Raw genomic sequence first — 25,095 nt, 5'->3', positions numbered from 1 at the left:
TTTTGCGATTCTTTAATCTCTTCTGTTTCTTTATCAGTCAGAGGGAGTCCACATAGGAAGGTTTTCTACAAGAATTTTTTTATTATTGGTAGGTTATTTAGCGCTTTTGAACATAAAAAAAGCGGTACTCTACATCAGAATACCGCTTGTTCATTTATGAATTATTCAGTGACGATGTTGTCCACTTGGATAGGTGTTTCGTCCCCTTTTTCTGCTGCGTTCAACAATTGTTGTGCATAGATCACGAAGCTGTGGAAGCTGTGTGTCGCACCAGAAACAACATCCATATCAGCAACTGAACCATCTTCAGCATTTACTGCTGTCACGAATGCTTCGTTGAAGTTTGGAATAAATTCTTCTGGGTTTGTACCAGATTTTGCTTTCATGTTTTCGTTGTATTCCGCATCATCTTTTTTAGATTTGCCATCTTCGTTAACATAGTCATAGTTAGATTCAGACACTTTGCCGTCTTTGACAGTGATTGAGAATGCTACACGGTAGCCATTTGAATAGTTCTTTTCTTCTAAGCTATACGTACCATCTTTCAAGTCTGCACCGTTGTCGATCTCGATTGTATCTGTGTTGCCTGCTTGAGCAGCTTGGATCAATTGTTGTGCATAGTTTTGGAATGAATCGAATGAGTGTGTCGCACCAGAAACAACTTCAATTGCTGAAGGGCTTTGTGCCGCAACCAATTCTTCATTGAATTTAGGAATAAATTCTTCTGGACTGATTCCTGCTTTGGCTTTCATGTTTTCGTTGTATTCCGCATTTTTTGTTTTTGATTCGCCGTCTGCATTGATGTTGTCATATTTAGATTCAGTGATTTTGCCATCTTTAACAGTGATTTCAAAAACTACGCGGTAATCATTTGAATAATTTTTTTCTTCTAATTTATATGTGCCATCTTGCAATGGTGCTCCTGCGACTACTTTCGCTTCTGATTCAGAAGTTGCTGTTGCTGATTCGCTGCTAGCGACTTGTGAAGTAATTTCTTTTGTTGACGAAGAAGCTGACGTGTTGTTGTCAGATCCACAACCTGCTAATACTAACGCTGAGAATGAAAATACCGCCATACCTACCATTAATTTCTTTGCTTTCATAATGCTCCACCTTTTACTAATTATTTTCCCACAAAAAAAGTTTGTGATTCATCTAACATTTTAAAGTAAATTAGAAATATGTCAACCGCTTCCCTATAGCTTTTGTGAATATTTTTGAACTTTTTTTGATTTTCGCAAATTTTCACGAATTTCATGAAATATCGTATTTTCCTATCAGAAAAGTTAGACAAACGATGGATTTCTATATATAATAGGAACGATTGTGTATTTATTATCATAGATTATTTTTTTTTAAGGAGAGATTTGCAATGGCAAAGAAAAGCATTGTCGTTGTCGGTGCAGGGTATGCCGGTGTTTCAGCAACCAAGTACATGGCAAAAAAATTGAAAAAAGACAATGATGTAGAAATAACATTGATCGATCGTCACTCTTATCACACCATGATGACCGAACTGCACGAGGTTGCCGGGGGACGTGTCGAGCCGACCGCAATCCAATATGACTTGCAACGTTTGTTTTCACGTAAGAAAAATGTTCGCTTAGTAACCGACACGGTAACTGCTATCGATAAAGAAAAGAAAGTCGTACAAACAAAACAAGGCAGCTATTCCTTTGATTACTTGATCTTAGGTATGGGTGGCGAACCAAATGATTTCGGCACTCCAGGAGTAAAAGAACACGGATTTACTCTATGGTCATTTGAAGATTCTGTTCGCATTCGTGAACACATCGAAAAAACTGTTGCTAAAGCAGCAATCGATCCTGATGCAGCACTTCGTAAAGCAATGTTGACTTTCGTTGTCTGCGGTTCTGGCTTTACCGGTATTGAAATGATCGGTGAACTGATCGACTGGAAAGAGCGTTTGGCTGAAGACTACAAATTGGATCCAAGCGAAATCACTTTGAAAGTGGTCGAAGCAATGCCTACGATCCTTAACATGTTGGATCGTAACGATGCTGCCAAAGCAGAACGCTACTTGAAACAAAAAAATGTCGAATTAGTTCTGAACGCACCAATCGTTGAAGTGGCTGAAGATCACATCAAATTAAAAGATGGTTCAACGATCCCAACTTATACACTGATTTGGACAGCTGGTGTGAAAGGAACGAGCGACGCTGCAGACTTTGGTCTAGAAACTGCTCGCGGTTTCCGCCTTGTTGCTAACGAATATATGGAAGCAAAAGGTTATGAAGACAAAAATATCTATATCATTGGTGACTTGGTCTTCTATGAAGAATTTCCAAATACACCAACACCACAAATCGTTCAAGCCGCTGAACAAACTGGTCATACAGCTGCATCAAATATCGTCGCAGCGATCAAAGGTGGCGAAAAACACAAATTTAAAGGAAATTACCAAGGATTCATGGTATCGATTGGCGCTAAATGGGGCGTAGCCAACTTATTCAATAAGATTCACCTTAGCGGTTTCTTAGCAATCATTATGAAACATATCGTCAACTTGAAATACTTCTTTGACATTCGTTCTGGCTACTACATGTTCCAATACTTGATGCATGAAATCTTCCATATCAAAGATGATCGGACAGTGGCGCGTGGTCATACTTCACGTTACGGAAACGTTCTTTGGAGTGTTCCACTGCGAATCTTCTACGGTCTGGTATGGTTCGTGGAAGCCTTCAAGAAAATTCTAGGTACAAATGGTGAAGTCTTTAAGCCAGGAACATGGTTTGGCGAAGGTTCTTGGTTCCAAGGAAACAGCGTATTCCCTTGGACTTGGGAATATCAAACTGTTGCTGATGCAGCAAGCGGCGCGAGTGAAGCAGCTGACGCTGCCAGTGCGGCAAGCGGTGCAGGCGATGCTGCCGGCGCAGCAGCAACCCAAGCAGCTCACTTTGGTTTAAGTTATGCCTACGGCGAACAACCAATGGTCGTGATCGAAAAATCACCAGATTGGTTTACAAAAGTGATGCAATTTATTATGCCTAACAACGATGTAGCAATGTTCTTCCAAAAATTCATGGTCTTCTTTGAAATTGCTTTAGCTTTAGCATTGATGGCTGGTTTGTTTACTTGGTTAGTGAATGCAACGACAATCGTTTTAGTCTTGACATTCTGTATGTCAGGTATGTTCTATTGGGTTAACATTTGGTTCATCCCAGTAGCCTTTGCATTAATGAACGGTTCTGGCCGTGCCGTTGGTTTGGATCGTTGGGTGATCCCATGGTTACAACGTACACTTGGTAAATGGTGGTACGGTACACCGCGTTCCTTATACGGTAAAAAATAATCGCTTTTTAAACGAGACTGAGGCAGCCTGATCCTTTGATCAATGTCTCAGTCTCTTTCCAAGTTAAGCACTTTTTTATCTACTAGAAAAACCTTCTCTTAAAAGTAGTAGAAAACCAGCGGATTATGCTAGAATGAGACACAGAACTTCAAAGGAGTCTTTCTGATGAAAGTAAAAGAATTTATCCGTCGTGCCCACCTGAAGCCTTGGGACGGGGTCATCATTCTGGTACTGATACTTAGCTCGTTTTTACCAATTTTGATTTTTGGGCAATCACAAAGTACCCCTACTGCCGCCAAACAAGCTGTTTTGCGAGTTGATGGCAAGGAGATCAAAGAGTTTGATTTGATCGAAGGACAAGATAGCTACACGTATCGATACGAAGATCCAGATGGTGATTACAATCTCATTGAAATCGCTGGTGACCGCATCCGCATCAAAGAAGCTGACTGTGGCGATCAAATTTGCGTCCGCCGCGGCTGGGCCTCAAAAAATGGCGAAACAATCGTATGTTTGCCACATAAATTAGTGATCGAAGTTCGTGCAACAGATGGGAGTGAGACAGACGATCTAATCTACTGATCGTGATACTATGAGTCGTTTACAAAAAATCATTTTCATCTCATTATTAGTTGCTCAAGGAGTCGTTATCGGTTTGATTGAAAATATGATTCCGTATCCTTTTGCCTTTGCTCCCGGAGCTAAATTAGGTTTAGCCAATCTGATCACGATCATTGCTTTGTTCACTATGCCTAAACGAGACAGTTTTTTGCTGATATGGCTACGTTTGATCTTAACTACACTCTTAGGCGGAACTGTTTCAACATTCTTATATAGTATGAGTGGTTCACTTTTGAGCTATTTCGGTATGTTGCTAGTAAAACAACTAGGACCTAAGCGCGTCAGCATTATCGGGATCAGTGCAGCTGGTGGTTTTTTACACAATGTTGGCCAATTGGTCACAGCTTCTTGGATTGCTCAATCCTGGAGTGTCATGCTTTACCTACCCGTTCTCGCATTTTTCGGTATTCTATCAGGGATCGCCATCGGCATCGCCGCCAACTATCTTTTGCAAAGAGTAGACACATTACGGCGATTTCAGCTTGATTATGAACGGCAAACCAATGTCAAGTGGCGTTCTGATTCAAAATAAAGGAGTCATTTATGAAACTTCATCCAATGTGGCAAGCATATCCTGCGTTGCAAAACGATTTATCTGAATCGCTGCAATTAATGGAACAATCCTTGAAACTAAAAAATAAAGCAGTAGAACAAGCGATATTAGCGATGATCCATTCTGGCGGCAAGATGCTCCGCCCGGCCTATCAGTTGTTGTTCTCTGAATTCGGAGAAGAGAAAGATTCTCAAAAAGCAGTAGCACTATCCGCAGCGATCGAAATGCTCCATACTGCTTCACTGATTCATGATGATATTGTTGATCAAGCCGATACTCGGCGAAGCTTGCCTACTATCCGTGCACAATTCGGTAATGATGTCGCCGTTTACGCGGGTGATTATCTCTTTGTATGCTGTTTTAAACTAATGGCGGATTACGCTGGTTCTCTCAAAAGTCTGCAAATCAATTCTCGCAGCATGGAAACAATTTTAGCTGGAGAATTAGGACAAATGAGCAAACGCTACGACCTGAATGTGACGATTGAGGACTATCTGGAAAACATTTCCGGTAAAACAGCTGAACTGTTTGCTCTAAGCTGCTTTATCGGGGCTTATGAAAGTGGGGCTTCTCTACGTTTAGCCAATCAGGCAAAAACGATTGGTCAATCCATCGGGTTAGCATTTCAAATCATGGACGATATCCTTGATTACAGCCAAAGCGAAAGTGCCTTGGGTAAGCCTGTCCTTGAAGATGTCAAGCAGGGGGTCTACTCACTGCCATTGTTGTTGGCACTGAAAAAAGAGCGGGCAGTGCTAACACCATTACTGGAGAAAAAAGCCGAGATGACCGATCAGGAAGCGCAGCAAGTCTACCAAATCGTTCACGACAGCCATAGCGTTGAAGAAGCACATCAATTAGCTGCTCGTTATACAAAAAAAGCCCTGCAAGGAATCAAGAAATTACCTGATCCTGGAAAAAATACCAAAGACTATTTGTATCAGATCACAAACCAAATCCTAGCTCGCACAAATTGAGTGGTTTTTCTATAAATAATAGTTTGATAAGTGATTTAGAGGTAGCTGCTTTCAACTAGCTGTCTTTCAGACAAAAAAGAACGATCTCCGATTGATTAGACGACACGTCTTCTATAATCGGAGATCGTTCTTTTTCTTTACTTCACTTTCTCTTGACTGTTTATCGCATTGTAACGAACTCTTCTGCTCCAGTCGGATGGATTGCAACGGTATTGTCGAAATCTGCCTTAGTTGCTCCCATTTTGATGGCGACGGCGAATCCTTGCAGCATTTCGTCAACACCAATTCCAATACCGTGTAGACCAATGATCTTCTCTTCTTTTCCTAAACAAACAAGTTTCATTTCACATTTTTGACGATAGTCATTCAATGCAAAGTACATTGGTGTAAAGCGTGAACGATATACTTTGATTTCTTCTTCGCCATATTTTGCGATTGCAGCTTCTTCTGAAAGACCGATCGTTGCAATTGGTGGGTGCGTAAAAATGACTGTCGGCACCAGATCATAATCTAAATGTGCCTCAGTTTGACCATTGAACAATCGTTCAGACAAGCGACGACCCGCTGCAATCGCTACTGGCGTCAACTCTAATTTGCCGATCACATCTCCAACTGCAAAGATCGATTCAGCAGTCGTATTTTGGTACTTATCAACAATGACAAAGCCTTTTTCATCTAGAGAGACATCTGTATTTTCCAAACCAAGGTGTTGGGTATTGGGCACTCGTCCCCCAGCAAACAATACACAGTCCCCCGTCAGTGTTTGACCATTTTCAAAGAAAACCGTATATTGTCCATCACGTTCTTCGATCCTTTCAGCTACATAGCCGGAATAAAGGTCCATTCCTGCTTCTCGATAAATTTCTACTAAATTGTCAGTTAACATATGATCAAACGCCCGTAATGGACGTTCTTTACGATAAGCCCAAGAAACGTGACTGCCAAATTGCTGACTCATTCCGCTAAGTTCTGCCGCAATGTATCCTGCTCCTAAGACGATCATTTCTTTAGGCACTTCTTTTAAGGCAAAAAAGCCATTGGAATCAATCGCATGTTCACCACCAGGAATCGACATGACACTAGGTTTTCCTCCTGTAGCAATTAAGATCTTTGGCGCTCTGTATTCTTGTCCATCGACCGACACAGTATGGTTATCCACAAACTGTGCATAACCGTGGATAACTTCTACTCTGTTGCTATCTAAGCCTTTTTGATATGCTGTGTGTAAAAAATCAATATATTTTTCACGGTTATCCACAAGTTGCTTGAAATCAAATTTATCCACATGTGGATAAATACCATAGCTCGTGGCATCACGCTTAATCATTTCTAACATTTCACTTGCTTGCCACATCACTTTTTTGGGTACACAGCCCACATTGACACAAGTACCCCCCAGCTCATTGCCTTCAATCAATAAAACTTTAGCTCCATGCATTCCTGCACGGTTAGCAGAAGCAATCCCGCCACTGCCACCGCCAATCACTATGTAATCATACTCTTGCATTATTGGTCTCCTCCTTAGGAACAACTTCATTTTGGTGTATATCGAAGGATTTTTCAAATCTTACAAAAAAATGCGACAGAAAGCACCGAGTCAATGATAAAGGGAGAGGAACATAACATGTACGAAATTCAAACTCGCTTTTAGCACAGTGCGCTACCCCTCGAATCTCATTATTTTTCCTTTATCAGCCTTGGATACTTCTGTCACAGTTTTTATTTTTTCTTCCGGATCATGTCGCCAACCTGAACAGGTTCAGCGACGGGCATCGTTAGAAGCATCATCGGATTTGGCGCGCGATCGATCGATTCACCGTCTTCATTATACATGACTTCCACCTTTTGATGGAAATGATGGAATCCAGGTCCATAAAACTCGATCTCGTCCCCCACCGAAAACAAATTCCGCTGCCGGATCGTGGCCATCTTTGTTGCGTCATCATAGGCCATGACTTCTCCGATAAACTTGTATTGCGGGATTTTACGCCGAGGACCAAATAATTGCTCATTTTCACTCGGTGTATGGTAATAAAATCCGGTAGCTAGTTCTCTTTGCGCTACCTTCCATAATTCATCAATCCACTCTTGTTTGCAGACATAGTTCTCTGGATCTTCCATATAACTGTCAACTGCCGCTTTGTACACATTCGCAACAGTTGAAACATAGTGGATCGATTTCATCCGTCCTTCGATCTTAAAACTATCGACGCCGTTTTCAATCAAGTCAGGAATATGTTCGATCATGGACATGTCGACTGCACTCATTGAGAATTCTTCTTCGATCGTTCCATTCTTTGTCAAACTCTTTCTTTCTTGTGCAAAAGGCATATCAAAAAGATCATATTTCCAACGACAAGATTGTGAGCAACCACCACGATTGGCATCTCGCATCGACATGTGATTGGACAATGTACAACGTCCAGAATAAGAGATACACATCGCCCCATGAATAAAAGCTTCAATCTCCACACTCGTATTTTTGCGGATTTCGGCGACTTCTTCCATGGATACTTCTCGAGCCAAGACAACTCGCTCAAGCCCTTCTTCTCGCCAAAATTCTAGCGTTTCATAATTTGTCGCGGAAGCTTGCGTTGAAAGATGGATCGGCAATCCTGGTGCTTCTGTCGCACAGATCTCGATCAAAGCAGGATCAGACACGATCACCGCCGAAATTCCCACATCCCGCAATTGACGGAAAAATTCCCCTGCTCCTTCTTGATTGCCTTCATGGGTGACCATATTTGCTGCTACATATACTTTAGCATTATGAGCTTTAGCAAATGCAACACCTTCAGCCATCTCTTCATAGGTAAAGTTTCCGGCACGACTGCGTAAGCCATAGGCGTTGCCGCCTATATAAACAGCATCCGCCCCGTAATGAATGGCTGTTTTTAATTTTTCTAATGTACCGGCTGGTGCCAATACTTCTGGCCGTTTCAATTTTTGTTTGACTGTCATTTCCATTGCTCCTTACTTGATATCCTCTGGATTGATCGCATAAAAACCGGTATCTAACCCCCGTTGAGCTGGATGTAGCTGACGTACTTGTTCACTCAAGCTAGCTGCTTGTTCAGCAGTCCATGTGCCTTCAGTAAGCAATTGCTTCGCCTGTGCAAAACAAGCTACGATCGAGACAAACGCTGTCCCTGGAGTAAATAAACCGTCTAACTTCCAAGTCTGGTACCCCGTTTCAAAAAGAGACTGCAATTCATTCATCAAATTGATGTCATTATTAGCAAAAATATGCGTGCCATGACTGTCTTCATAAATCGAGTAGTGGGTATCCTCCTTCTTGGGTTCTGATAAAAATAAACCTCGCTCGCGAGATTTTTCATCTTCCTGTTGCGTATAATTATAATAATTTTGAAGCAATGGACGTTTCGACTGATGGATGCACGTTGCCCCATAGACAAGCACTTCCGCAGGAATCGTTAGCTGTGGTGCTAAAACTGTCATTTCTCCAAAGGGGACTTCTCTTGCTAAAACTGCTCCAATCGCCCCTTTTTGCCCCCAAAAATTGATTTGTCTAGCACTGGTGACCAGCGTCTCTCCATCGTATACAAACGGCAATGCCAATTCCGGATTCTTTTTCATACGATAAATGATTCCTGGATCGCCGATAGAAATTTTATCAACATGGTTGGCCTTCAAAAAAGCCAAGTATTCTGGAACTAGCGTCATTTTTTGCGGGTGCATGATGCCATTGACTGCCGCCATCGCTTGTTTTCCTTCTGCTTGCGCTAAGCGGATCAATTCGCTTTGTTCCTCTCGTGAGAAAGATGTCGGCAAACGCAAACCGAAAGTTTCTTCTCCGAAAAAAATAGTATCTACATAAGGTAAGAGCTGTTTTGCTTGTTCAATCGACTCCACCGTTGCGATAATCTCAACCATGATATTCCTCCTCTATAACTCACTAATAGTATCACAGGCAACACGGCTTTCCAAGACTTCCTTTTGAACTTTTTTCACTAAAAAAAGGAATACTCAGCGATGAGAACTGGTAATCCAACTTTAACACTCTTTTAAATTTGTGAACTTTATGAGTTTTTATCTCCATTTCAATTGTTCGAAATCCAACAAATACTATTTGCCCACAAAAAAACTATCCAAGCAGCAAACGATGGTTCAGCCTGCATTCTGCTGACCATCAGTCGTTTGCTAGTTAGATAGTTTTATTTTTCTTTATGAGCTTATACTTGTTGAAGAATACGAGATTGGCCTTCTTTTACATTCAATGTAATTGAGCCTTTCGATGCCCCAATCGTCACCCGGTCACCTAAATGGATTTGTCCCGACAATAGTGCTTCGCTTAAGCGGTCTTCGACCTCTTTTTGCAATGCTCGACGAATTGGGCGAGCCCCATATTCTGGATCAAAACCAGCTTTACCGATGACATCAATCGCTGCAGATGTGATCTTCAGTTGAATGTCTTGATCACTGAGACGTTTGATGATCGCTTTACTCATGATTTTGACGATTTCATGAATTTCATCTTCACCTAATGAACGGAAGACAACTGTTTCATCCACCCGATTCAAGAACTCAGGACGGAATGTTTTCTTGAGCTCTTCCAGAATCCGTTTTTGCATCGCTTGATGGTCTTTGCTAAGATCCACCACATTGAAACCTACATTCTTTTCTTCACGAATCTGTTGTGCACCGATATTTGAGGTCATAATCAGGATTGTATTACGGAAATCGACTTTCCGCCCTTTGGCATCTGTCAAATGACCATCATCAAGGACTTGTAAGAGAATATTGAAGACATCTGGATGAGCTTTTTCCACTTCATCTAGTAAAATCACTGAATAAGGTTTTGAACGAATCTTTTCAGTTAATTGTCCACCCTCATCGTAACCAACATAACCAGGAGGGGAGCCAATCAAACGACTTGTACTGTATTTCTCCATAAACTCAGACATATCCACACGAACGAGTGAATCCTCACTGCCAAACATTGCTTCTGCCAAGGCTTTTGCCAGCTCTGTTTTTCCGACACCCGTAGGACCTAGGAACATGAATGAACCAATTGGACGATTCGGATCTTTTAGACCACTACGTGCTCGACGAATCGAACGTGCGACTGCTTTCACAGCTTCTTCTTGACCAACAACTCGCTGATGCAGGATTTTTTCTAGATCGAGAAGCCGTTCACTTTCTTTTTTCTCCATTTGCTGTAAAGGAACGCCCGTCCATTGCGACACGACTGCCGCAACATCTTCGCCAGTGACACTGTCTGCGTAGCCAGAAGCTTCTTTCACTTCCATGAACGCAACTTCAGTCAACTGCTGGGTCAATTTCTTCTCTTTGATGCGCAAACGAGCTGCGGCTTCAAAGTCTTGTTGGCGAATCGCTGCTTCTTTTTCTTCAATCAGATTGGCGATTTCATTTTGTAAATCGGCCAACTCAGAACTTTCGTCTGTTTTATCCAAGCGCACTTTTGCTGCCGATTCGTCCATCAAGTCAATGGCTTTGTCCGGCAACTGCCGTGAATTGATATAGCGTACCGACAATTGGACAGCGGCATGCAGGGCATCATCTGAAATCTCTACGCCGTGATGCTCTTCATAACGGGGACGTAATCCTCGTAAAATTTCTTCTGCTTCTTCTGGCGTTGGCTCATCCACTTGAACACGGGCAAACCGTCTTTCCAATGCAGAATCTTTTTCGATATACTTTTGATATTCATCTAAGGTCGTAGCACCGATTGTTTGTAATTCACCGCGGGCTAATGCAGGTTTTAATATATTCGATGCATCGATAGCACCTTCCGCACCACCAGCACCAATCAGTGTATGCAGCTCATCAATAAATAAAATGATCTGACCATCTTGGTAAATTTCGTCGATGATTTTCTTCATTCGATCTTCAAATTCACCGCGATATTTCGTGCCAGCTACTAAAGCACCCATATCTAACATCATTAAGCGTTTGTTCTGCATATCTTCTGGTACTTCACCGTGAATGATTTTTTGTGCCAATCCTTCAGCAATAGCTGTTTTACCAACCCCCGGTTCCCCTACTAAAACAGGGTTGTTTTTGGTCCGGCGGCTTAGGATTTGAATCAATCGTTTCACTTCTTTTGCTCGACCCACTACTGGATCTAAGCGTTTATCTCTTGCCAATTTTGTTAAATCTCGAGCTAGTGAGTCCAGCGTCGGCGTTCCTTGTGCTTTTCCTTGAGGACGACGACGACCCGCACCACCGGCATTTTTTGTGTCATTGATACCCATTTTTTTCTTTAATAACTGCCGCATTTTAGCCAAACTCAACCCTAAGTTCAACATGATTCTTGAGGCTAAAATATCTTCATCCCGAAGCAATCCTAACAAAAGATGCTCTGTGCCGATTTGAAGAGCGCCTAAACGCTTAGCTTCATCTCCAGCGTAAGCAAATGTTTGCTTCGCTCGTGGGGAATAGGCTAGATAGGCATTCTCTGGGTATTGGCGAACAGTTCCGTAACCTGTTAAATGCTCGATTTCTTCGCGAATATCATTTTCAGTGATATTCATTTCCCGTAACGTTTTGCCGGCAATGCCATTTTGTTCAATGACTAAGGCAAGCAAGATGTGTTCTGAACCTACGGACTGATGTTTAAAGTACTTTGCTTCTTCCTGTGCGATCGTCAGCACAGCTTTCGCTCGTTGTGTAAATAGTTCATCCATCTCATTCACTTCCTGTCTTCATAACTTAAACGTTCTAAAATTGCATGGAGCAAGTCTGCTCGTGTTCGATTTTCATAAGGAGAACGTCCTAATACTGACTTCGCAATGACGGTCAACAATAAATTGCCCTCACGCTTCGACAGGATTCCTTCCTCATAAAGTTTTTGGATTATTGCATAAGCATCTTTTTCCGAGATGGTTTCATCAAATAATTGATTCATTTCTTCAAGGTAGTGGTGGTTATCCGTGATCTTTACTTTTTCGATACGGATATATCCTCCGCCTCCACGTTTGCTTTCAACAGTATACCCTCTTTGAATAGTGAAACGGGTATTGATCACATAATTTATTTGTGAAGGCACACAATTGAATAAATTCGCCATTTCAGCTCGGCGAATCTCGATTGTTTCGCTGTCTTCAAGAATTTTCTTCAAATATGCCTCAATCAAATCGGAAGTGTTATGATGATTCAATTCATTCCCTCCCTTGACTAATTCTGACCTTCATTATACCCAATTTTTGAAAACTTGAAAAGATGTACGCCTAGAGATGCGGAATTACTAAAAGAAACTTAAACAGCTAGCTCTTTTTTCGCATCACAAAAAAACTATCCGCATCTTCAAGTGGTTACTTCTACAGTCTTTGGTTGCCATCTCACTGCGACCTATAGAGCAAACTTAAAAATCATTCGGATAGTTTTTTCAGCTATTGATTAATCTTCAGAGCTCGTTGAACTCGTACTTGTTGATTCACTGCTAGCGGAGGATTCACTCGTAGAGGACTCTGGTTTTGGTCCTTTAGAAATAGTAACATTTACTGAAGAACCAACAGCCACCGAAGTCCCTTCACCTGGCGAAACATCTGTGACTTCTCCAGCAGGAACAGAATCATTGTAGCCCGATTCTTCTTTGATCGAATATTTTAACCCAGCCTCATTTAGTGCTGCTACAGCATCATTTCGACTCTGTCCAATGATTCGTGGCACATTAACCATCTCTTGACCGCTGCTGACTGTCAGCGTGATAACAGTTTGAGAGGTAATGACTGATTCTCCTGCTCCTGGCGCTTGATTAATGACAGTCCCCACTGGTTCATCGCTTGGCGCTGATTGTTCATAAATATTTTCGGTTGGAACTCCTTTTGAGGTCAATGCCGCCCGTACATCTTCGATTCGCTGACCATAATAGTCTTCCATTGCAAACGATTCAGGTCCCGTGCTGACTACAAAAGTAATGTCATCCTCTTTCGGAGAAACTTTCTCGCCGACATCTGGTGATTGGCTAATGATCAGACCTTCTCCGATAGCATCACTGGATTTGGTCTCTTCTTTGATTTGGTTTTCTGAAAAACCTAACTTGATCAACTCGGCTTTTACATCTTCAAAATTTTTCTCTTCATAGTTTTTTAAGGTGATTTTTTCAGTCCCTGAGCTGATATACAAAGTGATCTCGCTATTTTTTTTGACTTCGGTTCCTTCTTGTGGATCCGTTTTAACGACATTGCCTTCTTCAATCTCATCGTCAGCAATTTCTTCGGTTTCATCAGCAACTTTTAATCCTGCTGCTTCCAGCTTTTCTCGAGCAACGGTCTCTGTGTCTCCGCTGACTTTAGGGATCTCAACATCGCCGCGCCCTCCGCCAAAAACAAAATAGCCGCCAATGACCAGCAGCGCTGCAATAACTAGTATTGGCAGGATCAGCCACCATTTCTTCCGCTTCTTCTTTGGTTTTTCTTGTTTCTGGTCTGCGGTCTCTTCTACTTCTGGCTCCGTCACTGCCAGTTCTGCAGGCTGTTCAGCTATCATTTCATCGGTAATAGGGGTCAGCGCTCGAGTTTCATCGTTTAGCGCATGTGGCTCCCACCTTGGTTCATTCAAGCGCTCAGGTGACAGCGCTGTTGAAAGATCTTCTCGCATTTCATCAGCTGTCTTATAACGATCGGCTTGCTCTTTCGCTGTTGCCTTTAATACGACATTCTCTAATGATTGAGGAACATTTTTATCATAGATACGAATAGAAGGGATCTCATCTTGAAAATGTTTTAAGGCAATTGTGACAGCGGACTCACCATCAAAAGGAACTTTCCCCGTCAGCATTTCATATAGGATGATTCCAATCGCATAGATATCAGATTGGTTAGTAGCCATACTTCCCCGTGCTTGCTCTGGCGATAAGTAGTGCACAGAGCCTAACATCGAGTTGGTTTGGGTGATCGATGTTTCCGATAAAGCAATCGCGATCCCGAAATCCGTGATCTTAACGACGCCTTCTTCATTGATCAGAATGTTTTGTGGTTTCAAGTCCCGATGAATGATTCGATGTTGGTGAGCCAATGCCACTGCTGACAAAATTTGTTGCACGATATCGACAATCTGTAGATAAGGAACTGGGTAATGGGTTTGAATATATCGCTTCAAGTCCATGCCTTTGACATATTCCATCACCAAAAACTGCATCCCATCTTCTTCGCCTACATCATACACTGTTACGATATTGGGATGAACCAACTCTGTGGCAGCCAATGCTTCCCGCTGAAAGCGGCGAATCGCATTTTTATCATTTTGGAAGTCAAATCGCAATACTTTGACGGCAACTTCTCGATCAAGAATCAAATCATGAGCCAGAAATACATTTGCCATGCCGCCACTGCCGATATTGCCAATGATTTTATAGCGGCCATTTAACTTTTTCCCTATTTCAATCATGGGCAGTTCCTCCAACTTTGATCAGTAACACTGTGATATTATCGACTCCGCCTTGTTGATTGGCTGCATCGATCAACTGCTGAACCGCTTCTTTAAGGGACGACGCGCCTTCAATGATGGCTGCGATCTTTTCATCTGCCAACATGTTTGTCAGTCCGTCTGAGCAAAGAAGCAAGTAATCACTTTCAGCAAAATAATGAATCGCTACATCTACTTCTACTGTATTAGGCATTCCAACAGAACGAGTCAAAACATTTTTGCGTGGATGGTTCAGTGCCATTTCAGCAGTAATTTGGCCAGATTTCACCAATTCATTGACAAGAGAATGGTCTTCAGTAATTTGTATCAACTCATGATCCCGCAAAATATAGGCGCGGCTGTCGCCAACATTCGCAATCGTAAATTGATCCTCAAAGAGTGCTACAGCAATGATCGTTGTTCCCATGCCATTCAGCGCCTCATCCTCGATGCCTTTTTCATAGATCGAGACACTTTCTGCCTGGATTTTTTGGATCAGCCATTGAGCAGCCTTTTCACTATCTGTCAATTCTGTTTTTTCCCAAGCGGTTCCCAAGCCACCCACAGCCTGACGACTCGCTACATCACCTGCCCGATGTCCTCCCATCCCATCAGCTAAGATCGCCAATGTGATACTTTTTTTGTTGACATACACAGCAGCAAAGTCTTGGTTCGTATTCCGACGTTTACCAACATCTGTTTGAAAATGGATTTCCAACTTCTTTTCACCTCATTACTTTTTGCGAAGGCAGCTTATGAAAAAGCCATCTGTCATAAAATCTTGCGGATAAATCGTTAGCATCTGATCATTGATATTCGCAGCAATATCAGCATTTACCGATACATCGATTCGTTCGAATTCTGGATGATCCGCTAAGAATGCCTCCACTACTGCCTGATTTTCTTCTAGCATTATAGTGCATGTACTGTAGATCATTATACCCAAATTTTTTAGCGTTGGGGCGGCACTTTCTAAAATCGCTAACTGAATTTCGGGTAAACGCTCTAGATCAGCTGCCTGCTTGTTGTATTTGATGTCTGGTTTACGACGCATCAATCCTAGACCGGAGCAAGGAGCATCCACTAAGATTCGATCAAACTGTTGTTCCTCAAAATGTTGAGCGACTTCCCTTGCATCCATCACTTCCGCTTGAACCACCTCTGAAACTGCAAGTCTTTCAGCATTTTCAGTGATCAATTTAACTTTATGAGGATGAATATCCAACGCAGTGACTTTCCCACCTGCTTCTGCAGATAGAAAGGACGCGATATGGGTTGTTTTACCTCCAGGCGCTGCACAAGCATCCAATACTTGGTGCTCTGGTGCAATGTGCAGTGCTGGTGCTACTAACATCGAACTTTCATCTTGTATTGTCAATAATCCGTCATGATATAAAGAAGAGCCGGCTAAAAATCCTTTATCAGCCACAATCCCATACGGAGATAGTTGGCTTTCTCGAGCTTCGATCCCTTCTTCCTGTAGTTGAAGGATGGCTTCGTTACGAGTAATTCTTTGTAGATCAAGGCGTCCACTAGCATGGCTAGGTACTAGTAAAGACAGCCCTAACTCCCGGGTTTTATCGCTGCCGATCTGCGCTACGAATCTTTCAGTTAGCCATAATGGCATACTGATTTCTATAGCTAACCGCTCCAAGGGATCTTTGATTTGATCAAGTGCCGGCACACCCTCTCTTTGAATCGTACGCAACACGCCGTTAACAAATTTTCCGATCCCTGGATTTCCTTTTGCTTTCGCGATTTCCACGGCCTCATTTAAAATAGCATGATTAGGTACTTTGTCCAAGTACAGCATTTGGTAAAGAGAAAGACGCAATAATGATCTGACCCATGGATCGACTTTTTTTGCATTCTTGATAAAGTTCGCTAAATAATAATCCAATAGCAGCTGCCGACTAATGGTTCCATAGACCATTTCTGTCAATAAACGTCCATCTTTATCATTTAAACGGCCTTGATTCATCAGTTCTCTCAATAATAAGTTCGAATAGGCACCGCCTCTTTCGATACGAACTAAGGCCTCTAATGCAACAAAGCGAACAGTATATTGGATTTTTCCTATTTTACGCTTCATGAGTACCAACCTTATCACCTAGTTGAATGTGTTGCCCAGTGCCATTTAGAAAAGCCGCAATGGATTGACGACCTTTTCCAGCTGGTTGTAGCTCTTCTAAAGCTAAAACTGTCTGTTGACCACAAGCGATCCATAGCGCCTTTTTCGTTCGTTGCATGATGGTTCCTGGCGCGGCATCTGTTGTTTCATCGACTACTGCTACTGACCAAATCTTCCAACGGCTCCCTTGGTAAGTCGTGAAAGCAATTGGCCACGGTCGCATCCCTCGGACCTGATTGTCGATCTCCTGTGCTGTCTTTGTCCAATCAATTGCTTCTTGTTCTTGCGTAATATTGGGGGAGAATGTTGCCTGCTCTTCTGCTTGAGGCATTGGTTTCAGTTCTCCTGATAGGATTTTAGGTAATGTTTTCAGCAGTAATTCTTTACCCAATAAACTTAATTTCTCAAACATAGTCCCCACATCGTCTTGATTAGTGATCGGCAGTTTAGCTTGAGAAAAAATACCCCCAGCATCCATTTTTTTAATCATTTCCATGATGGTGACACCTGTTTCCGGTTCGCCTTCCATGATGGCATAGTGCACTGGGGCACCACCCCGATACTTTGGTAATAAGGAGGCATGGACATTGATCGCTCCAAATTTTGGTACTTGCAACAGCTTTTCCGGTAAAAATTGGCCAAAGGCCGCAGTGACTAAAATGTCTGGTGCTAATTCTTTGATCATTTCCATTTCAGGTGAACCGCTGATTTTTTCTGGTTGCAAAACCAACAATTGGTGCTTCAATGCTGCTTCTTTGACAGGCGTTGGCGTGATTACTCGTTTTCGACCTACGGGCCGATCCGGTTGGGTCACTACCGCTGCAATTTCATAGCCTTCTGCCAGCAATCCTTCTAAGATTGGTACAGAAAACGCGGGGGTTCCCATAAAGACAACTTTAGTCATTTTCGTGTTCCTCCATATATTGTTCTAGTTCAGATTCTGGGATCTTATCGATCATTTTATCAATAAATAAGACACCATTCAGATGATCAATCTCATGCTGGATAGCCCAAGCCAAGTAGCCAAAAGCTTGAACCTCCATTTCTTCTCCTTCACGGTCAAAGTAGCGAACCGTAATCTCATCTGCTCGCTTGACCGTACCATAGGTATGAGGAATACTCAAGCACCCTTCTACATCAACAGATTCTCCTGATGACTCGATGATTTCTGGATTAATCAGTTCGAAACGATCCTCTTCATCTACTTCAACGATTGCCACTTGCAGGTTTTTACCAATCTGAGGGGCCGCAATACCTACGCCGTCATGCGCCACCATTGTTTCATACATGTCTTCTAGTAGTTGTACCAGCTCATCTGTAATCATAGATACCGGTTTTGGTTTTCGACGAAGCTGATCGTCGGGATGAATAATAATCGGATAGCGCATAATATCTCCTTTAAATAAAATTCAACGGTTCTTGGTCAATGGAAACATAGAGTCCTTTTCGCTGATCGATCTGACTTTGTTCCAATAACCGGGTCAACAGTTCAGGCAAATGTGGTTCATTTTTGTATTTAATAATCAGTTGGTAGTAATAGCGATTTTTGACACGCATGATCGCGCTAGGTGCCGGTCCAAGCAAAATACTTTGACCCGATAATTCTTTTTGTACTTCTTGGTAAATGGCAAACATCTTTTGGGCAGCTGCCTGCTCTTCGAGATGACTGCAGGTAATTTTTACCGTGTAGTAATAAGGGGGATATCCGCTTTGATGCCGAACCCACATTTCTTGTTGGTAAAAAGCTTCATAGTTTTGGGTTTGTGCTAGCTGAATCGCATAGTGTTCCGGATTAAATGTCTGAATGATTACTTCGCCGGCTTTCTCCGCCCGGCCAGCTCGGCCGCTTACTTGCGTCAGCAATTGAAATGTTCGTTCACTAGAACGAAAATCTGGCAGATTCAATGCTGTGTCAGCATTTAAGACCCCTACCAATGTAATATCCGGAAAGTCTAACCCTTTGGCAATCATTTGTGTTCCTAGTAAAATGTCTGCTTTCTTTTCGCCAAATAAAGTAAGTATTTTTTCATGTGCTCCTTTTTTGCGGGTAGTATCCACATCCATCCGCAATACCCGTGCTTCTGGAAATCTAGCAATTAGTTCTTCTTCAACTTTCTGCGTACCTGTTCCATAGTAACGGATCTTATCTGCATGACAACTAGGACAGCGGTGAGGGATCTTTTCTTCATGCCCGCAATAATGACAGCGCATCGTCTTGGTATCCATATGAAGCGTCAAAGAAATATCACAGTTCGGACAAGGCAGAACATACCCGCAATCACGACACATAACAAAAGAAGAATACCCGCGTCTATTCAGCAGCAAAACGATTTGTTCTTGTTTATCTAAGCGATCTTGAATTTTTTCCTGTAATTGGCGAGAAAAGGTCTGGTAGTTTTTGTTGGCAAATTCTTCCCGCATATCTACTACATTGATCTGCGGCAAACGAGCACTGAGTTTTGCTCGTTGATTCAAACGCAACAATTGATAAACGCCTTTTTGCGCCCGAGCCCGTGACTCGAGAGAGGGAGTGGCACTCCCCAAAACAACAGGACAATGATGATATCCTCCGCGCCATATCGCTAAATCACGCGCATGATATCTTGGTGCCTCCTCCTGCTTATAGCTTGCTTCATGTTCCTCATCGACAATAATGACGCCAATGTTTTTTAAAGGAGCAAAAATAGCTGAACGTGCGCCGACTACTACTTGGGCTTCTCCCCGTTCAATTTTTCGCCATTCATCATATTTTTCCCCTTGTGACAGTCCACTGTGAAGCACAGCCACAGCGTTACCTAAGCGGCTCTTGAATCGTTCCACCATTTGTGGGGTTAAAGCAATCTCTGGCACCAGCATAATGGCAGTCTTTTTTTGTTCCAACAGCTCAGCGATCGTTTGAAGATAGACTTCTGTCTTCCCACTGCCAGTGATGCCTTCTAAAAGAAAGGTTTGTGCCTCTTGTCTTTTTGCTGCTGACAGAATTTTTGAAACCGCATCGGTTTGTTCTTCGTTCAATGCTAATGCTGCAGTTTGGGGAAATGATCGATCTTTGAAGGGGTCCCGATATGTCTCAACCTCATGAAATTCAAGCCAGCCTAATGCTTGCCCTTGATTCAAGACAGCTGTCGAAATGCCTGCTTCTGCAAAAAATGAAACAGGAAGCTGATCAGATTCTTGTAAGACTGTCAATAGTTGTTGTTGCCGTTTAGCCCCTTTCCTGATTTGCTTCATTGCCTCTGGAATTGCTTCTGGAGAGATCAGGCGTTTCACCATACGGATTTTCTTGGCTTTATTTTTATTTTTTACCACATATTGCAATTCAACGACTGCTTCTTCACGCAATACTTTCAATTGCGACAATAATCCCGCTTCCTCAGCAGCTTGCCAGCTCAGGCTATTCGTCTCAGGAAAATGCGCTTTTATTGGGTGCGTATCATCCAATAAAAGAATATTCTTCTGGTATTCTGCTTTCATCACACTAGGCAACATGGTCTGCAAGCAGGTAATCTTAAAAGCAAATGTCGTTTTTTTCATGTAATCAGCTAACTGTAATAATTCTTCATTCACCACAGGAGAAAGATCCAGCAAGCGAAGAATAGGTTTCAATGGTTGACCTGGCGGTGTATCCGTCAATCCTACGATAAAGCCTTGGATATGCCGATCCCCATTACCAAATGGCACTTCGACTCGCATGCCAGTCTCTGCTACAGCGCGCAAATATTCAGGTATTTCATATGTAAAAGGTTGATCTGTCTGCATCGTTGGTACATCCACGATCACTTCTGCTGCATAGGTCATCTTCTCTCCTCCTCCAGGCTTTATTTTACTAAAATGACAGACATTTGTCTGTAAACCTTACGAAAATTTAACGGCTATCGACTCAAAAGAAAAAGCCAGAACACGCATTGTGCTCTAGCTTTTTTAATTGTCTACAGATTCTGTTCGTCACGAATCCGGGCTTCCAGTTCTTTTTGCTCTTGGTCTTTTTGCGCTTTGCGCTCTTCTTGTTCCATTTTCAAGCGAGCACGTTTGATTTCTGGATGCGGATCATTAACAACAAGCTCTGCTTCGATTTCTTCCAATGCTTGTCCTACGCTTTTCACCGAATCAAATTGTTCCAATGTTGCTTGGGCGCCTGCATCTAGTTCATGCGCGCGTTTGCTGGCTAAAATCACAAGGGAATACTTTGAGTTCACACGATCCAATAATGAATCGATTGAAGGTTTTAACATCATTCGTTTTACAGCTCCTCTAACATTTTGATATACTTGCCGATTACTCGATCAACGCGAAAATGTTCACTTGATATAATTTCTCGAATCCGTTGTACTGCTTTAGATACTTCATCATTTACGACTGCGTAGTCATATAAAGCCATCATTTCGATTTCTTCTCTGGCAACACGCATTCGTTCATCGATCACTTCAGCAGAATCTGTCCCCCTGCCAGTGATACGTGAGCGTAGCTCTGCTAAATCAGGTGGGGTAAGAAAAATAAAGACCCCATCAGGCACTTTTTCTTTGACTTGTTTAGCTCCTTGAACTTCGATTTCCAAGAAAACATCTTTCCCTTGGTCCAATGTTTTTTGAACATAAGACAACGGGGTGCCGTAGTAATTGCCAACGTATTCTGCATATTCCAACATTTCGCCTGCTTCGATCAAGGCTTCAAATTCCTCACGGGTGCGGAAATAATAATCAACGCCTTCGATCTCACCTTCACGCTTGTTGCGTGTTGTCATCGAAACAGAATATTGAAAATCGTTGTCATCACTTTCAAAAATTGCTTTTCGCACAGTGCCCTTGCCTACACCGGAAGGTCCTGATAAAACTATTAGTAATCCTCGCTCTGACATAATGACGTCCTTTCACTGACTTTTGCTTAACGTCTATTTTGCACTTTTTTTCAGCAACTTTCAAGAACTACTTTATTATAATGGGAAATTCATGAAATTACTACTCATCTCTCCTACTTTTAGAACCCCATGTTGCTTAGCGTATTGATCACACCTGCCAACTCATCTTTTGTCGTGATAGCTTTCTCCGTAGGATCTTCTACTTCCTGGCAATCAATCCGAACGATATACCGACGATTCAACGATACCGCATTTCCATTGACCAAAATTTGCAAGAACTCTTGATCAATCGCGACACAAGCATCTTGCCAAGCATCAAAGTTTGCTTTATCTGATGGGACGCTCCGCTTAATGACGTTTTTTCCGCTTAATTCATGAAAAGTAATATCATAGTATTTCATTGTTGATCACTCCTATTCGATATTTTGGACTTGTTCTCTTATTTTTTCAATAATCGTCTTCATCTGTACTACACTGTTCTTGATTTCAATTGGGCTTGACTTGGAACCTATAGTATTTACTTCTCGGTTCATTTCTTGAATCAAAAAATCCAGCTCCCGGCCGATCGGCGATTTTGCCTCTAACAAAGTAGTCATAGAATCTAAATGAATCATCATTCGATCCAACTCTTCATGAATATCTCCCCGTTCCAACAGGATGGCCATCTCGGTCAACAAACGTTCTTGATCTACTTGCTCGCCTAAATATTCCGCCAGCTTTTTCTCAAAACGTTGGCGATGATCGGCTTCATAAACGGCAATAAACGTCTGTAATTCCATGATTTTACCAAGTAATTGCTGCTGATTTTCTTTTAACACTTGATAAATCCCTTGTCCTTCAATTTCACGGCTTTGATCGATAGCTGTTAGAGCCTGAGACAAAGCATCTAACACACCTTGCTCTAACTGGGTATCTTCTTGTTGTTTTTCTCGGATATCAAGAAATGCTTCATGGACGATTAATTTTTCCAAAAGATTTTTTTTCGACAGCTCTTTTATATCCAACCTTTGAGCAGCTTCTTCTTCGACCTGCTTCAAAAAAGGCACCAATAAATCCCATTGGACTATAACTTCTTTATGAGCCGCATTCTTTTCGTTCAATGTCAGATAAAGCTCCACCCGACCACGCTGTAATACTTTTTTGACTTCTTGTCGAATTAGTGCTTCCAAATCATTCAATTGTTTGGGCATGCGCAACTGCAAATCCATAAATCGCTGATTGACACTTTTAATCTCAATCTCTATTTGATAATCAGCTGTTTCTCCATTCCCTTTTCCAAAACCTGTCATGCTTTTCATTCATTTCTTCCTTTCACATAGAAAGCAGTGCTTTTTTTAATTCGGTGAATTCTTCATTTGATAACGTTAAGCCTTTACCCATTTTTTCATGTCCTGGACTCCAGTCACGCAAGTCAAACTTAGGCGGGCGACCATTCCAGCTGACTAAATTAAGCTCTTTACGCCACCCTTTAGGATTTTCCGAAAGAACGGCGATCTCCTCTACGATCTCATAAGAAAAATTATCCATTGTGTTCCTCTCCTTTTAAAAAATAAGCCAGATAGGCTGACAGCACAGCCAATTCTGGATACCGCGCACGAATCTGCTGAAATGCCGGTGTTTCAATTTGTTGGGTTCGATAGAAAAACAAGAACCGTTTTTGTTCAGATAACAAAAAGAACTGTTCGCGATAGTAATACAACCATTCTGACACTGACCATACTTCTGTTTCTTTCGTTGGTTCTGTCATGATTTTCTCACGTATCGCTTGCAGGAAAGATTCCTTTGTATAAATGACGGTCGGTGTAAGATGTAGTAATCTGCCTATGCATTCAAAAAAGACGCGCCCACAAATTTCCAAGGGGACCTCTTGCTGATATAACTTACGCACTTTCTTCCAAAATTCCTTTTTTTTCATAAATGCGTACAATCGCGGTGCATCTTGTCGAAGCAAATGAACGAATGGCTTCCACGAATCGTTGAAGACCTCTTCATCAAAAGTATACCAATAGCCACTGAACTTGCCAAAGTATTTCATCGTTTCTAAATACCCAAGAGTCATGTTTTCTAGAGAACGTTTGGCATCAAAAATCAAAAAACTACCTAGAGTCCAAGGTGAAGCAATTTGAATCTGCGCAATTGATTCTGAGACCTGAACCTTCTTATTGATTCCAGGCCCTTGGACATCGACGGCAATGACTTCTGTAGCGCCTCGCTCAATGGCTACATCAATTGGCAGATTGTTGCGGTACCCTCCATCAATATAATAGATCCCATCAATCAATTGTGCCTGCATTGCTGGATAAAAAGACGCTGATGCTAGCAACCATTGCAAACTATAATCAATTTTGCTGGAATCAAACTGATAAACAACCTCTTTGAAATCCGGCAGACGAGTCGTACAAAGTAAGAGCTGGCTTTTGCTGGCATTAAATTTTTCTGCATCAAAAGTCGCTGCTAACAGCTGTGCTAATGGTTTTGTACTCGCACCATTGTCTTTAAGTGCTGTCTTTACGAGTGAGCGTAATTGCTCCATCATATCTAATAAGGTTTCTTTTTTAGCAGCAGCTTTTGGGTATTGGAGGACCTGTTCACTAGAAATATTCGTCCATAATTGCTCAGCAGCTTCAATATCGTCCATTAAAACCAATGCACCATTCAATGCACCAACTGACGTCCCCGCTACCCACTCAAATATGATTCCATGTTTTTTCAGCGCTTGCCATACGCCAATTTGATAGGCGCCATGGGCGCCTCCTCCACCTAGGACGAAAGCTGTATGGTAGTCCAGTTGCTTGTGGTACCCCTGTGTCACCCTACCATATCCACGTCCCACAAACCACTGATCCATGATGGGGTTTCTTGTCATTTCCCAAAGTATCTGGTCTACGAAACGGCTTCTAGCAAAACTCTCAGTCATCGAAACAAGTGTCTCCCAAGTAAATGCATCACTTGGCACCTGCAACAAATTCTGAATGGTCAGAAGCGGCCCTTCATGGACACAAGACAGATAGACTGTGCCGTGTTGATTCGTCAATCGCCACCCCTGTTCGTTGACCACTGATTGAAAAGCGGCTCGCGCCTCCGAATGACTAGAAAAAAAAGGAAAAACTAGTCGGCTTTGTTGAAACACATCTTGGGATACATATAAATCAGAAAAATAAATTTTTGTTGTCTTCATCCGACTCCTCCTCAAATGCAAAAAAGAAACCACGGATGATCAATGAAAATTTCTGACATCATTCGTGGTATTCT

Annotated in this window: 22 protein-coding genes; 4 read left to right on the top strand and 18 right to left on the bottom strand. The window is 42.1% G+C overall.

The window, feature by feature from the left end; genetic code table 11:
* Positions 1-161: 161 nt before the first annotated feature.
* The gene (gene pplA, locus IGJ28_RS03495) at positions 162-1,103 is read right to left on the bottom strand and encodes an extracellular electron transfer flavoprotein PplA (protein ID WP_431392034.1); all 942 of its coding nucleotides are present in this window, start codon (positions 1,101-1,103) and stop codon (positions 162-164) included.
* A 269-nt stretch (positions 1,104-1,372) separates the two neighbouring features.
* Here pplA and IGJ28_RS03490 point away from each other — a divergent pair, with 269 nt between their 5' ends.
* The 4 genes from IGJ28_RS03490 (at position 1,373) to IGJ28_RS03475 (ending at position 5,467) form a co-directional block, all read left to right on the top strand.
* Positions 1,373-3,316, top strand: coding sequence for an NAD(P)/FAD-dependent oxidoreductase (locus tag IGJ28_RS03490; protein WP_438845147.1), 1,944 nt, complete (start codon positions 1,373-1,375; stop codon positions 3,314-3,316).
* Positions 3,317-3,481: 165 nt separating this feature from the next.
* On the top strand, positions 3,482-3,898 hold the full coding sequence (locus IGJ28_RS03485) for a NusG domain II-containing protein (protein WP_003128860.1): 417 nt from the start codon (positions 3,482-3,484) through the stop codon (positions 3,896-3,898).
* Between the two features lie 10 nt (positions 3,899-3,908).
* Complete coding sequence (locus IGJ28_RS03480) at positions 3,909-4,469, top strand: Gx transporter family protein (RefSeq protein WP_003128859.1); 561 nt, start codon at positions 3,909-3,911, stop codon at positions 4,467-4,469.
* Between the two features lie 11 nt (positions 4,470-4,480).
* Positions 4,481-5,467, top strand: coding sequence for a polyprenyl synthetase family protein (locus IGJ28_RS03475; protein WP_029487375.1), 987 nt, complete (start codon positions 4,481-4,483; stop codon positions 5,465-5,467).
* A 160-nt stretch (positions 5,468-5,627) separates the two neighbouring features.
* Here the strand turns inward: IGJ28_RS03475 and gor are convergent, their stop codons facing one another.
* From gor to IGJ28_RS03390, 17 genes are all read right to left on the bottom strand, one after another.
* Complete coding sequence (gene gor / locus IGJ28_RS03470) at positions 5,628-6,974, bottom strand: glutathione-disulfide reductase (protein WP_438845146.1); 1,347 nt, start codon at positions 6,972-6,974, stop codon at positions 5,628-5,630.
* 212 nt (positions 6,975-7,186) lie between these two features.
* The gene (locus IGJ28_RS03465; protein ID WP_005469760.1) at positions 7,187-8,428 is read right to left on the bottom strand and encodes a peptidase U32 family protein; all 1,242 of its coding nucleotides are present in this window, start codon (positions 8,426-8,428) and stop codon (positions 7,187-7,189) included.
* A gap of 12 nt (positions 8,429-8,440) precedes the next feature.
* Positions 8,441-9,361: a peptidase U32 family protein gene (locus tag IGJ28_RS03460; protein WP_003128854.1), complete on the bottom strand. Its 921-nt coding sequence runs from the start codon at positions 9,359-9,361 to the stop codon at positions 8,441-8,443.
* A gap of 299 nt (positions 9,362-9,660) precedes the next feature.
* Positions 9,661-12,135: an ATP-dependent Clp protease ATP-binding subunit gene (locus IGJ28_RS03455; RefSeq protein ID WP_438845145.1), complete on the bottom strand. Its 2,475-nt coding sequence runs from the start codon at positions 12,133-12,135 to the stop codon at positions 9,661-9,663.
* 5 nt (positions 12,136-12,140) lie between these two features.
* Positions 12,141-12,608, bottom strand: coding sequence for a CtsR family transcriptional regulator (locus tag IGJ28_RS03450; protein WP_003128852.1), 468 nt, complete (start codon positions 12,606-12,608; stop codon positions 12,141-12,143).
* 239 nt (positions 12,609-12,847) lie between these two features.
* Positions 12,848-14,839, bottom strand: coding sequence for a Stk1 family PASTA domain-containing Ser/Thr kinase (gene pknB, locus IGJ28_RS03445; protein ID WP_438845144.1), 1,992 nt, complete (start codon positions 14,837-14,839; stop codon positions 12,848-12,850).
* Positions 14,832-15,575, bottom strand: coding sequence for a Stp1/IreP family PP2C-type Ser/Thr phosphatase (locus tag IGJ28_RS03440; RefSeq protein WP_103300522.1), 744 nt, complete (start codon positions 15,573-15,575; stop codon positions 14,832-14,834). Before IGJ28_RS03440 ends, pknB begins: the two co-directional genes overlap by 8 nt.
* 15 nt (positions 15,576-15,590) lie before the next feature.
* Positions 15,591-16,949, bottom strand: coding sequence for a 16S rRNA (cytosine(967)-C(5))-methyltransferase RsmB (rsmB, locus tag IGJ28_RS03435; RefSeq protein WP_438845143.1), 1,359 nt, complete (start codon positions 16,947-16,949; stop codon positions 15,591-15,593).
* A complete protein-coding gene (gene fmt / locus IGJ28_RS03430) occupies positions 16,939-17,892 on the bottom strand; it encodes a methionyl-tRNA formyltransferase (protein WP_003128847.1) in 954 nt (317 codons plus the stop codon). The genes rsmB and fmt overlap by 11 nt, the downstream gene beginning before the upstream one ends.
* Positions 17,885-18,376: a peptide deformylase gene (gene def / locus IGJ28_RS03425; RefSeq protein ID WP_438845142.1), complete on the bottom strand. Its 492-nt coding sequence runs from the start codon at positions 18,374-18,376 to the stop codon at positions 17,885-17,887. The genes fmt and def overlap by 8 nt, the downstream gene beginning before the upstream one ends.
* Positions 18,377-18,386: 10 nt before the next feature.
* The gene (priA, locus tag IGJ28_RS03420; RefSeq protein WP_003128844.1) at positions 18,387-20,786 is read right to left on the bottom strand and encodes a primosomal protein N'; all 2,400 of its coding nucleotides are present in this window, start codon (positions 20,784-20,786) and stop codon (positions 18,387-18,389) included.
* A gap of 131 nt (positions 20,787-20,917) precedes the next feature.
* On the bottom strand, positions 20,918-21,223 hold the full coding sequence (gene rpoZ / locus IGJ28_RS03415) for a DNA-directed RNA polymerase subunit omega (RefSeq protein WP_005469752.1): 306 nt from the start codon (positions 21,221-21,223) through the stop codon (positions 20,918-20,920).
* Positions 21,224-21,228: 5 nt separating this feature from the next.
* Positions 21,229-21,843, bottom strand: coding sequence for a guanylate kinase (gmk, locus tag IGJ28_RS03410; RefSeq protein ID WP_003128842.1), 615 nt, complete (start codon positions 21,841-21,843; stop codon positions 21,229-21,231).
* 119 nt (positions 21,844-21,962) lie between these two features.
* A complete protein-coding gene (locus tag IGJ28_RS03405) occupies positions 21,963-22,244 on the bottom strand; it encodes a hypothetical protein (protein ID WP_003128841.1) in 282 nt (93 codons plus the stop codon).
* Between the two features lie 12 nt (positions 22,245-22,256).
* Positions 22,257-23,141 (bottom strand): YicC/YloC family endoribonuclease, encoded by an 885-nt coding sequence (locus IGJ28_RS03400; RefSeq protein WP_438845141.1) that lies wholly within the window; start codon positions 23,139-23,141, stop codon positions 22,257-22,259.
* Between the two features lie 13 nt (positions 23,142-23,154).
* Positions 23,155-23,370, bottom strand: coding sequence for a YdbC family protein (locus tag IGJ28_RS03395; RefSeq protein WP_003128839.1), 216 nt, complete (start codon positions 23,368-23,370; stop codon positions 23,155-23,157).
* Positions 23,363-25,021, bottom strand: a complete 1,659-nt coding sequence (locus IGJ28_RS03390) for a patatin-like phospholipase family protein (protein ID WP_081131178.1) — start codon at positions 25,019-25,021, stop codon at positions 23,363-23,365. Before IGJ28_RS03390 ends, IGJ28_RS03395 begins: the two co-directional genes overlap by 8 nt.
* Positions 25,022-25,095 lie beyond the last annotated feature (74 nt).

Origin of the sequence: Enterococcus sp. AZ091 (assembly GCF_051714805.1) — a bacterium.
In the GTDB taxonomy this organism is placed as follows: Bacteria; Bacillota; Bacilli; order Lactobacillales; family Enterococcaceae; genus Enterococcus_D; species Enterococcus_D gallinarum.
Note: the sequence above shows the minus strand (reverse complement) of the source record. Positions and strands in the feature narration are given on the sequence as shown.

Coding starts and splice junctions, on each gene's coding strand:
- pplA (WP_431392034.1), bottom strand. CDS start 1,103: ATGAAAGCAAAGAAATTAATGGTAGGTATGGCGGTATTTTCATTCTCA.
- IGJ28_RS03490 (WP_438845147.1), top strand. CDS start 1,373: ATGGCAAAGAAAAGCATTGTCGTTGTCGGTGCAGGGTATGCCGGTGTT.
- IGJ28_RS03485 (WP_003128860.1), top strand. CDS start 3,482: ATGAAAGTAAAAGAATTTATCCGTCGTGCCCACCTGAAGCCTTGGGAC.
- IGJ28_RS03480 (WP_003128859.1), top strand. CDS start 3,909: ATGAGTCGTTTACAAAAAATCATTTTCATCTCATTATTAGTTGCTCAA.
- IGJ28_RS03475 (WP_029487375.1), top strand. CDS start 4,481: ATGAAACTTCATCCAATGTGGCAAGCATATCCTGCGTTGCAAAACGAT.
- gor (WP_438845146.1), bottom strand. CDS start 6,974: ATGCAAGAGTATGATTACATAGTGATTGGCGGTGGCAGTGGCGGGATT.
- IGJ28_RS03465 (WP_005469760.1), bottom strand. CDS start 8,428: ATGACAGTCAAACAAAAATTGAAACGGCCAGAAGTATTGGCACCAGCC.
- IGJ28_RS03460 (WP_003128854.1), bottom strand. CDS start 9,361: ATGGTTGAGATTATCGCAACGGTGGAGTCGATTGAACAAGCAAAACAG.
- IGJ28_RS03455 (WP_438845145.1), bottom strand. CDS start 12,135: ATGGATGAACTATTTACACAACGAGCGAAAGCTGTGCTGACGATCGCA.
- pknB (WP_438845144.1), bottom strand. CDS start 14,839: ATGATTGAAATAGGGAAAAAGTTAAATGGCCGCTATAAAATCATTGGC.
- rsmB (WP_438845143.1), bottom strand. CDS start 16,949: ATGAAGCGTAAAATAGGAAAAATCCAATATACTGTTCGCTTTGTTGCA.
- fmt (WP_003128847.1), bottom strand. CDS start 17,892: ATGACTAAAGTTGTCTTTATGGGAACCCCCGCGTTTTCTGTACCAATC.
- def (WP_438845142.1), bottom strand. CDS start 18,376: ATGCGCTATCCGATTATTATTCATCCCGACGATCAGCTTCGTCGAAAA.
- priA (WP_003128844.1), bottom strand. CDS start 20,786: ATGACCTATGCAGCAGAAGTGATCGTGGATGTACCAACGATGCAGACA.
- rpoZ (WP_005469752.1), bottom strand. CDS start 21,223: ATGATGTTAAAACCTTCAATCGATTCATTATTGGATCGTGTGAACTCA.
- gmk (WP_003128842.1), bottom strand. CDS start 21,843: ATGTCAGAGCGAGGATTACTAATAGTTTTATCAGGACCTTCCGGTGTA.
- IGJ28_RS03405 (WP_003128841.1), bottom strand. CDS start 22,244: ATGAAATACTATGATATTACTTTTCATGAATTAAGCGGAAAAAACGTC.
- IGJ28_RS03400 (WP_438845141.1), bottom strand. CDS start 23,141: ATGAAAAGCATGACAGGTTTTGGAAAAGGGAATGGAGAAACAGCTGAT.
- IGJ28_RS03395 (WP_003128839.1), bottom strand. CDS start 23,370: ATGGATAATTTTTCTTATGAGATCGTAGAGGAGATCGCCGTTCTTTCG.
- IGJ28_RS03390 (WP_081131178.1), bottom strand. CDS start 25,021: ATGAAGACAACAAAAATTTATTTTTCTGATTTATATGTATCCCAAGAT.